This window comes from Candidatus Blochmannia vicinus (assembly GCA_030020825.1).
Classification (GTDB): Bacteria; Pseudomonadota; Gammaproteobacteria; order Enterobacterales; family Enterobacteriaceae; genus Blochmanniella; species Blochmanniella vicinus_A.
Genome location: CP125213.1, coordinates 254275 through 265732, shown reverse-complemented (window position 1 = coordinate 265732; position 11458 = coordinate 254275). Strand labels below are relative to the sequence as shown.

Annotated in this window: 8 protein-coding genes and 1 pseudogene; all 9 read left to right on the top strand. The window is 27.4% G+C overall.

Annotated elements, in window-relative coordinates; genetic code table 11:
* The first annotated feature begins 134 nt into the window (after positions 1 to 134).
* The 9 genes and pseudogenes from cysG to alaS all read left to right on the top strand — a co-directional run bounded on the left by cysG (position 135) and on the right by alaS (position 11423).
* A pseudogene (gene cysG, locus QMA81_01220) lies at positions 135 to 1562 on the top strand (siroheme synthase CysG).
* A gap of 15 nt (positions 1563 to 1577) precedes the next feature.
* Complete coding sequence (gene cysD / locus QMA81_01215; GenBank protein ID WHL24936.1) at positions 1578 to 2492, top strand: sulfate adenylyltransferase subunit CysD; 915 nt, start codon at positions 1578 to 1580, stop codon at positions 2490 to 2492.
* A gap of 9 nt (positions 2493 to 2501) precedes the next feature.
* Positions 2502 to 3929 (top strand): sulfate adenylyltransferase subunit CysN, encoded by a 1428-nt coding sequence (gene cysN, locus QMA81_01210; GenBank protein WHL24935.1) that lies wholly within the window; start codon positions 2502 to 2504, stop codon positions 3927 to 3929.
* Between the two features lie 13 nt (positions 3930 to 3942).
* The gene (cysC, locus tag QMA81_01205; protein WHL24934.1) at positions 3943 to 4578 is read left to right on the top strand and encodes an adenylyl-sulfate kinase; all 636 of its coding nucleotides are present in this window, start codon (positions 3943 to 3945) and stop codon (positions 4576 to 4578) included.
* Between the two features lie 366 nt (positions 4579 to 4944).
* The gene (locus QMA81_01200; protein WHL24933.1) at positions 4945 to 5220 is read left to right on the top strand and encodes a septum formation initiator family protein; all 276 of its coding nucleotides are present in this window, start codon (positions 4945 to 4947) and stop codon (positions 5218 to 5220) included.
* Between the two features lie 56 nt (positions 5221 to 5276).
* A complete protein-coding gene (gene ispD, locus QMA81_01195) occupies positions 5277 to 6002 on the top strand; it encodes a 2-C-methyl-D-erythritol 4-phosphate cytidylyltransferase (GenBank protein WHL24932.1) in 726 nt (241 codons plus the stop codon).
* Between the two features lie 15 nt (positions 6003 to 6017).
* Positions 6018 to 6491 carry a 2-C-methyl-D-erythritol 2,4-cyclodiphosphate synthase gene (ispF, locus tag QMA81_01190; GenBank protein ID WHL24931.1) on the top strand — a complete coding sequence of 158 codons (474 nt, stop codon included), beginning with the start codon at positions 6018 to 6020 and terminating at the stop codon, positions 6489 to 6491.
* A 386-nt stretch (positions 6492 to 6877) separates the two neighbouring features.
* The gene (locus QMA81_01185) at positions 6878 to 7828 is read left to right on the top strand and encodes a peptidoglycan DD-metalloendopeptidase family protein (GenBank protein ID WHL24930.1); all 951 of its coding nucleotides are present in this window, start codon (positions 6878 to 6880) and stop codon (positions 7826 to 7828) included.
* 955 nt (positions 7829 to 8783) lie between these two features.
* Entirely contained in the window at positions 8784 to 11423 is a 2640-nt protein-coding gene (gene alaS / locus QMA81_01180; protein WHL24929.1) for an alanine--tRNA ligase, read from the top strand.
* Positions 11424 to 11458 lie beyond the last annotated feature (35 nt).

The following is an 11458-nucleotide window of genomic DNA, read 5'->3' as shown; positions in this document are numbered from 1 at the left end:
GTATATGCAAAAATGTTATTTATATATATAAAATATTTTAATATTTATAATTTCTATTAATTTTTAATATAATAAAATACATAATATTAAAAATTAATTAATAATTTATTATATCTGAATATAAATATAATTCCGTGGAGTACTTACCATTATTTATTAATCTCAAAAATAGGCCAGTTTTGGTTGTTGGAGGGGGTAGTGTCGCTGCGCGAAAAATACAAATACTACAAAGAGTTGGCGCTATTATTACAATAATAGCGCCAACTCTTTGTCCAGAGTTAAGAAAATTTTTATTTACACAAAATATCAATTGGATCAAAAAAAAATTTCATCCTACAATGTTAAATAAAGTAATCTTAGTAATTGTAGCAACCAATGACGCTAAGTTAAATGCTTTAATATACCAAAATGCTGAGGAACGACATATTTTAATAAATACTGTGGACGATAAGAATAAATGTTCATGTATTTTCCCTGCTATTATCGATCGGGATCCTATTTTAATAGGAATTTCTTCCTGTGGAAAAGCACCTATATTAGTACGTATTTTACGTGAAAAACTTGAAGCATTATTACCAAAGTCTCTTGGCTTTATAGCAAAATTAGCTGGATCATGGCGTAATCAAGTAAGACAGCATATTGTTGATACAGTATGTAGGCGCCGATTCTGGGAAAAAATATTTTATAATGGTCACATTGCTAACTTAGTTGAACAAAATCACTTCGAAGAAGCTAATAAAGCTTTTAAATTTACTCTTAAAAATATTAGTAATAATAATCATAAAAAAGGTAGTGTAATTTTGGTAGGTGCAGGCCCTGGAGATGTAGGATTGTTAACTATTAGAGGGTTGCAAGTAATGCAGCAAGCAGATGTAGTACTATATGATCATTTGGTAAGTTCAGATGTATTAGATTTAGTTCGACGAGATGCCGATAAAATTTATGTTGGGAAATGTGCGGGAAATCATTCAATTTCTCAAAACAAACTTAATCGATTTATGGTGCAATTAGCACAACAAGGAAAAAAAGTTGTTAGGCTTAAAGGAGGTGATCCGTTTATTTTTGGTCGTGGAGGAGAAGAATTACAAACAGTATCAGAAGCAGGTATTTCTTTTCAAGTAGTCCCTGGCATCACAGCAGGTATTGGTGTTCCAGCTTATGCTGGCATTCCGTTAACTCATAGAAAATATGCTCATAGTGTCATCTTTATTACAGGTCATAATATAAATGACAATAGTCAATTTAATTGGAATACTTTATCAAATAATAAACAGACGTTAGTTATTTATATGGGTAAACTGAATGCCATAAATATTAGCAATAATTTAATCATTCATGGACGAAATACACATACTCCAGTAGCCATAATTAGCCGAGGAACATATAGGGATCAAAAAATTTTAATTGGTACTTTAATTGAATTAGAAAAATTAGCAAAAATGGCTGATCAGCCCGCTTTGTTGGTTATTGGAAATGTTGTATCATTACATAATAAAATAGATTGGTTTGGAAAAAAAACACTGCATTTCTATCCGATTAATTCAATTATTAATTTGATGTAAATTAAAAGGGTAATTATGATACAAAACAGAAAATATATTACTTATTTGAATAAATTAGAGTCAGAAAGTATCTATATTATTCGTGAGGTAGTAGCTGAATTCCATAAACCAGTCATGTTGTATTCCATCGGAAAGGATTCTTCAGTAATGTTACATTTAGCAAGAAAAGCGTTCTATCCTAGTATATTACCTTTTCCCTTATTGCACATAGATACTGGTTGGAAATTTCATGAAATGTATATATTTCGCGATAATACTGTTAAATCTTATGGATTTGAATTATTAGTTCATAAAAATTTAAAAGGTATATCTATGGGGATAAATCCATTTATTCATGGCAGTGCTAAATATACAGATATTATGAAAACAGAAGGACTTAAACAAGCATTAAATAAATATGGATTTGATGCAGCTTTTGGTGGCGCCCGTCGTGATGAAGAGAAGATTAGATCTAAAGAACGAATTTATTCATTTCGAGATAAATTTCATTGCTGGAATCCTAGGAATCAACGTCCAGAACTATGGTATAATTATAATGGGAAAATTAATAAAGGAGAAAGTATTAGAGCATTTCCATTGTCTAATTGGACAGAATTAGATATTTGGCAATATATTTTCTTAGAAAAGATTGAAATAGTACCATTATATTTAGCTAAAAATCGTCCTGTGATATACAGAGATAGGAATTTAATTATGGTAAATGACGAACGTATTAACCTTAAGCCTGGAGAAATTATAGAAGAACGCATGGTACGATTTCGTACATTGGGATGCTGGCCATTAACTGGTGCAATAGAATCTAAAGCAGAAACATTACCTAAGATAATTGAAGAAATGTTAATATCTAAAAATAGTGAGCGGCAAGGACGAATTATTGATTTTGATCAATCCGGATCTATGGAAATTAAAAAACGTCAAGGTTATTTCTAAGGAACCATTATGATTAGCACCATAGAACAAGAAATTGTTAATTATGGAGGAATTGAAAATTACTTATATGCGCAACAATATAAAACGTTGTTACGTTTTCTCACATGCGGGAACGTAGATGATGGGAAAAGTACTTTGATAGGACGATTGTTATATGATTCATATCAAATTTATGATGATCAATTATCTATTCTTCATATGGATAGTAAAAAAATTGGTACTCAGAAAAATAAATTGGATTTAGCGTTGTTAGTAGATGGATTACAATCAGAACGTGCGCAAGGTATTACCATAGATGTTGCATATCGTTATTTCTTTACTAAAAAACGTAAATTTATCATCGCTGATACTCCAGGACATGCAGAATATACAAAAAATATGGTTACTGGTGCCTCTACCAGTGAATTGGCTATTTTATTAGTTGACGCACGTAAAGGAATACAGAGGCAAACTAAAAGGCATTGGTTTATAAGCGTACTTTTAGGTATCCGATATATAATAGTAGCAATTAATAAAATGGATTTAATAGATTACAATCAAGAGATATTTCAAAAGATTAGTAAAGAATATTTAGAATTTTCTAAACCATTATTTACTGATATAACTACTAAATTTATTCCAATATCTGCTTTAGATGGAGATAATATTACAACATTATCAACAAACATGAAGTGGTATAAAGGCTCTACTTTATTGGAGATACTAGAAGATATTAATATTAATCGTTCTTATTGTTTTGAAAAAAAAGAATTACGCTTCCCAATACAATATGTAAATCGTCATAATTCAGATTTTAGGGGTTACTCTGGTACTATTGCTTCTGGCAGTATGTATACTGGACAACATGTTAATATTTTTCCATCAAACACTACTTCTAGTATTAAACGTATTATTACTTTTAATAAAGATCAAAAATATGCTCAAACTGGAGAAGCAATTACTATAACTTTAGAAGATGACCTTGATATTAGCAGGGGTGATATGATAATAGATGCTCATACAACTATTACTCCTGTATGGTATGCATTAGTAGATGTAGTATGGATGAAAAAGGAAGAATTACAAGAAAACCAATATTTTAATATTAAGACTACTACTAAAATTATAAAAGCACAAATAAGTAATATAGAATATCAAGTAGATGTAGATACGTTACAATTCCAAAAAACGAAATCAATACCGATTAATGGTATTGGATTGGTCAAATTATCATTTGATGAACCATTATTATTAGACCAGTATTCTTACTATCCAACAACCGGAAGCATGATATTTATTGATTTATTGACTAACGAAACCGTAGGAGCCGGAATGGTCCGAGTCCCTATAAAATATTATAAGTCTAAAGATAAAAATGATTATAGCGAATTTGAATTAGCATTACATGCATTCATTCGTCTTCATTTTCCTCATTGGAATATTAAAGATTTATCATAACCATACTTATATTATGACTAATAAAAATATCGATTATTTTTCCAATAGAAATGTTTTTTGGAATACGTTTTATATAAAACAACAAGATCGTGAATTTTTACATAAACATCGTGCTATATTATTATGGTTTACAGGATTGTCAGGATCTGGAAAATCAATTTTAGCTAATGTTTTAGAAAAAAAATTACATAATAAAAATATCAGCACATACATATTAGATGGGGATAATACGCGACATGGACTATGTCGCGATTTAGGATTTAGTGATCATGACCGACATGAGAATATACGTCGAGTAGGAGAAACAGCGCGATTAATGGTTGATGCTGGAATAGTAGTATTAGCTACTTTTATTTCTCCCTATCATTATGATCGTCAAATGATACGTAATATGTTTCCTATTAATCATTTTATTGAGATATTTGTTGATACTCCTTTACATATTTGCGAAAATCGTGATCCAAAAGGTTTATATAAAAAAGCTAGATCTGGAAAAATAGAAAATTTTACTGGCGTAAGTTCTCCATATGAAAAACCAAAAAAACCACATATATATTTAAATGGACAAAAATCGATAACAGAATTAATTAACCAAATATTACAATCATCGTTCCTTGAATCTTTATTTAAAATAAATTCATCATCTTAGATGATATAAAACAAATTCATATACTTAACAGTTTTATAATAATCAAATCTCTATAATAAATAAAATGATATGTTTCAAAAATATTATTTGTTTTAATAGGAATTATTTTCTTTGATAATAAATAAAAATTAATTTTTATAAAAATATTTATTATAATAAATGAAAATAATTTACAATAATTTTTGAATTAGTTTATTTTCATGTGTATCATCTTCAGTTTGAACGACTGTGTATTATACATTTAATAAAAATTATAATTACCTACTTACTTTCATAAATTTTTTATTTATTATCAAATAAAATAAGTTGCTTATATGATAAATCCAATTGATACTGAAATATAATAAATTGGTAGGTAGCATAAACATGAATAAATTAAGTTGTCTATTATTGACGTTACTTGCTTGGCTACAATATTCACTTTGGTTAGGTAAAAATGGCATTTATGATTTAATCAACATGCATAATAAAATTAAACTATATGAAAACATTAATGACATTGCCCAAATGAGACTTCGCAATAATCAATTATTATATGAAATTTATGATTTACTCCATGGATATGAAGCTGTTGAAGAACGATCAAGATATAATCTTGGTATGATTAAGATTGACGAAACCTTTTATCAAATAAAATTGTAATCACAACAATATTAATTTCAATAAACATTGATAATAGTTTAACGAAATTGGTGTATATGGCATGCTTTATTAAACGTGTTAAAAATAATTTTCCAGATATTACAGCTATTCTTCCAGCAGCAGGTACTGGGAAACGTATGAACAGTATATTACCGAAACAATATTGTACAATAGGTGATAAAACTTTACTTGAGCATTCAATTAGCACTTTATTATATCAATCGTGTATTCGTCGTTGCATAGTAGTAATTAACGCTCAAGATCGTTGGTTTAAAAAATTATCTATTGCTTGCGATCCTAGAATCAGTGTAGTTATTGGAGGAAAAACTCGAGCTGATTCAGTGATGGCTGGCCTGCAACATGTAAAAAAATCAATTTGGGTAATCGTACATGATGCAGTACGGCCTTGCCTGCATCCTGAAGATCTATTCCGGTTATTTGAAATTACAAAATTTTCTCAAGTAGGTGGAATTTTAGCAATACCAATCTGTAATACTATTAAACAAACTTATTGCGGCACTAATTTTGTAAGATATACTCTAGATCGTAATAATCTATGGCATGCTTTAACTCCACAGTTATTTAATTATAATCTTTTAAAAAGTTGTCTTAAAAAAGCTTTAAAAAATAGAGTTATTATTACTGATGAAGCATCAGCTCTAGAATATTGTGGGTATACATCTATTTTGATACAAGGTCGTTCAGACAATATCAAAGTTACTTATCAAAATGATTTAAAATTGGCTAAATTTTATTTATCTGAATTAAATAATAAAACTTAACAGGATTTATAAAATATGTTACGTATTGGTTATGGGTTTGATGTGCATCAATTTGGAGGATTTCGGCCGCTCATTATTGGAGGGGTAAATATTCCTTATACACAAAAAATAGCAGCACATTCTGATGGTGATGTATTAATACATGCATTAATCGATTCTTTATTAGGAGCTGCTTGTTATGGAGATATTGGATCAATGTTTCCAGATACTGATTCTAAATATAATAATATAGATAGCCGAAAATTATTAAGAACTTCTTGGAATAAAATTATCACACACGGGTATTTATTGGGAAATATAGATATCACTGTAATCTTGCAAATTCCAAAGATAAATACGTATATTTATCAGATGCGTTATCATATTTCTAAAGATCTAAATTGTCCAGTAACTAACATCAACATAAAAGCTACTACTACTGATAGACTGGGTTATATTGGGCGCTCTGAAGGCATCGCGTGTGTAGCAGTAACGTTATTGACACGTTAATATTTATTATGATAATTGATATATCTTTATATGTATAGCTAAGACATATATTTATATGAGCTATTTATTTTATATAGATAAACATATTAGTATAATAACACAGTTATTATTAATTTCAATTAAATTAATAATATAAGTCTACAAGATAACAATAATAGCGTCCATCAATTCACCAATTTATTAAAAGAATCAATAACCTTATATTTGATATATAATAAATACATACATCTATGCTACACATCTGTAAATTATTTTTGATATTAAAATATGTATTATTTGAAATTTAATATTAGTATCAAATATATATATTCTACTTATAATCTATTTAAATTAGTAAATTATCAACAGAAAATAAGTGGAAATCAAAGGAGTTCAGTATAGTTACTATGCTAGACAAAAATATATTAATAATTTATATGATAATAATTTTTTTGTTTCTAGAAGGATGCTCAAACAACAATAACATCCACAACAGATATCATCGTGAACCTATGTCCCATTCTATAGGTTCTGATACTAACATTTCTTCATTCCAAGGTAAAGAGAAAAGTTCATGGTATCAACAGAAAATGTCTACTACTAGGGCTCATAAATATAATAATATAAATTATAGTTCTTATCATGAGTCTACATATACGGTAAAAGCTGGCGATACTTTATTTTACATCGCTTGGATTACAGGAAGCAACTGCTCAAATCTGTCAACAATAAATAATATTAAAGATATAAATCAATTGAAAGTAGGTCAAATAATAAAAGTACCCCATAATACAACATTTTCATCTTTTGAAAAATCATCAAAAAATTTTTTTGTAAATTTTCATCACAGTAGTAGTATTTTAAAAAAAATATTATTTTTTATTAAAAAGCAATTATTATTTTTACAGACAAACAAATATAATCCTTCTAACATAGAGAATATACCTCATCATGCGCCCTCTCGCTTAAAAAAATCAGAATTAGTAGCAGTTAAGAATTGGTATTGGCCGACAAATGGAATCGTAATCAATGCATTTTCTAATTCTGAAAGAGGCAATAAAGGAATTGATATATCTGGAATGTTAGGTCAACCTATATTAGCTACTGCTAATGGAAAAGTAGTATACGCTGGTGATACATTGAAAGGATATGGTAATTTAATTATTATTAAACACGATAATAATTATCTTACTGCTTATGCGCATAATGATACAATATTAGTAAGAGAGCAGCAACAGGTTAAAATGGGAGATAAGATAGCTACTATGGGCTACAGTGGTACTAACGAAATAAAATTGCATTTTGAAATCAGATATAAAGGAAAATCAGTAGATCCTTTATATTATCTGAAACAGTAGATAATATAATTCTAATTAGACATAAAAATTTTAACAACGAACATATAAAAACGTACATTTATAAAAAATAATAATTATTTCATCTTCTAAATTAATTTAATTATATTTTAATGTTGAAATTTTAATAATTGATTAAAATTGTTAATTGCGCAAATATATGTACCTATATGTTTAAATTAAACTTTAAATTATATTAATTAAATATAAATATAGTATATATATGCATATATTTTATTAAAATAAAATATTAATCACGTATTCTAATCTGAATGTTAAATTTCTTATAATTTTAAATAGCAAATACATTTTAATAGGTTTAAAATTACAATTGTATTAACTTTTACTATAATAAAAATGAATAATTGGTTTTAATATACTTTTATTTATTATATAGTATGAATAATGCACATACATATTTCAATATATGATATAATTTTGTTGTAAAAATTTAATTTATAATTATACTAAGTTATAAAAATAATTTAAAATACAATTACTTAATGATTGATATTAGAAGCCCAGATTGTGTCTAATAAATACATAATTCCAAATTTGTTAAATTATTTATATTTATTAGTAATATACATGTTCAATAATAATATATTTATATTATGGACATAAACAAGAGATGCTATCAATTAACTAATTTTAGATACATCTTATAAATTACTTTTAAACAAAATTTTATGACCTACTTAAATAGCTGCTACATTGTAAATGTATATGATATACATCAGTATTTTATACTTTTTATTTTTAAGACATATCTGTAAATAATACATTATTGCTCCTTGATGATACTTAATAAGTTTTTCTACAAGTAACATTTAACTGTATTATATATATTCAAAATAAATAATATTCTGCAATTTTGATTTTTATCTTTTTTAAAATTGTTTATAATATTTGATATATAATCAAATATATGGAATTTTCATTTCGTGATGGAATCTATATGCATAAAAATATTGATAATATTCGTCAGGAATTTCTTAATTTTTTTAAAAAAAAAGGACATGAAATTGTTGCTAGCAGTACTTTAATTCCTAATAATGACCCAACATTATTATTTACTAATTCTGGGATGAATCAGTTTAAAAATATATTTTTAGGCATTGATAAGCCCTTATTTAAGCGTGTTACGACTGCACAACGTTGCGTACGTGCCGGAGGAAAACATAACGATTTAGATAATGTTGGATATACTGAACGACACCTAACATTTTTTGAGATGTTAGGTAATTTTAGTTTTGGAGATTATTTTAAACATGAAGCTATCCAATTTGCTTGGGAGTTATTAACTGATAGTAACTGGTTTAATTTATCTAAAAATAAACTGTGGGTAACAGTACATATTAGTGATTCTGAATCTTATGATATTTGGATTAAACAAATAGATATACCCAACGAACATGTCATTAGAATTGGTAATAATACAGATAATTTTTACGATTCTGATAATTTTTGGCAGATGGGCAATATTGGTCCGTGTGGGCCTTGTTCCGAAATATTTTATGATCATGGAGATCAATTCCAAGGATGCCCCCCTGGTAGTTTAAAAGCATTTGGAGAAAGATATGTTGAAATTTGGAATTTAGTATTTATACAATTTAATCGTCAATCGAATAATAATCTATTATCACTTCCTATGTTATCAGTAGATACCGGAATGGGTTTGGAACGCATTGCCGCGGTATTACAGGGAGTACATAGTAATTATTCCATTGATATATTTAAAAAATTGATATCTTCTATATCTCAAATTATTAAAGTTAGTGATGATAATACTAACAGATCTTTATATGTAATAGCTGATCATATTCGTACATGTTCGTTTTTAATTCAAGACGGAGTTCTTCCTTCAAATGAAGGACGTGGTTATGTGTTACGCCGTATTGTTCGTAGAGCTATTCTTCATGGGAAAAAATTAGGTACAAAGAATATTTTTTTTTATAAATTAGTGCCTCCTCTTATTAAACATATGCAACATTTATCTGATAAATTATGTGAAAAAAAAGACTTTATAGAAAAAATATTACTTAATGAGGAAAAATTGTTTGAAGATACCTTAAAAAAAGGTTCAAAACTATTAGAAAAAAAATTATCACTATTAAAAGGAAATATTTTGAATGGTGAAATAGCATTCCATTTATATGATACTTATGGATTTCCTTTAGAATTAACGAAAGATATTTGTTTAAGACGCGGTGTACACGTAGATCAAATGAAATTTGATCAGTCTATGTTGACACAAAAAAAACATGCGAAAGAATCAAATAAATTTTATATAACTAGCAAAAATATATCACTTTGCAATATATCAAATACGTTTGTTGGATATCATGAATTTACTTGCAGAACTCAAATAATAGCATTATTTCGCATAAATAAGCCAGTAAATAAAATTTATGCAGAAGAAGAAGGAATAGTAATTTTAAAAAATACTCCTTTTTATGGAGAATCTGGAGGACAAGTTGGAGATTCTGGTCAATTGAAAACTATATCTAGTTTATTTCAAGTTACTAATACTAAAAAATATGGACAAACAATAGGTCATTTTGGGGCAGTAAACAGTGGCGTTATTAGTATAGGAGAAGAAGTAATTGCACAGGTAGATCAATATAAAAGGAAATATATTTCTTTCAATCATTCCGCTACTCATTTACTACGCGCTGCATTATGTCAAGTTCTCGGATCAGACATAATACAAAAAGGATCATTAGTAAATGATCAATATTTACGTTTTGATTTTTATCATCATGAAACAATGACAACAGCACAAATTAATACAGTAGAAAATCTCGTAAATAAACAAATTTGGAGTAATTTTCCTATTACGGCTGACATGCTACCAATAGAAACAGCTAAAGATAGCGGAGTTGTGATGCTTATAAATAAGCAATATGAAAAAATAGTGCGTGTTATAAGAATGGGAAATTTTTCCTCTGAATTATGTGGGGGGACTCATGCTAAAAGTACTGGAGAAATTGGTGTATTTGTTATTACTAAAGAATCTAGCATTGCTTCTGGTATTAGACGAATTGAAGCGGTAACTAACAATGCGGCATTATCTGTAATACATCAATACAAAAAATTACTTCAAAATATTTTTTCATCGACACAAAGTGATAATAAACATATTTTAAGTAAAATACATGAATTCAGGTCCCGTTGTCAAAAATTAGAAAAAGAAATAGAACATTTAAGAAATAAACAAGCTATACACGAAAGTATATCTTTTATAAAGGAAATTTATTATATTAAAGATGTGCAAGTCTTAATAAAACAAGTTGAAAATATGATGCTAAAACCGTTGACTAATTTAATAGATTATCTTAAACGTCAACTAAAATCAGGAGTGATTGTTATTATTAATATTAGTAAAAACAATAAAATTAACGTAGTAATAGCTGTAACTAAAGATTTAATAGAAAATAATCGCATAAATGCTTTAAATTTAGTACGTTTAATTATAAATACCCTTGGTGGGAAAGGTGGAGGAAAACCTCATTTTGCTCAAGTCGGTATTAATAATATTATAAATACGTCCAAAATTTCTACTAAAATAGACTACTTATTGCATAATATACTATAAATAATTATCTAATATATTTAGATTGTTTTAAAACA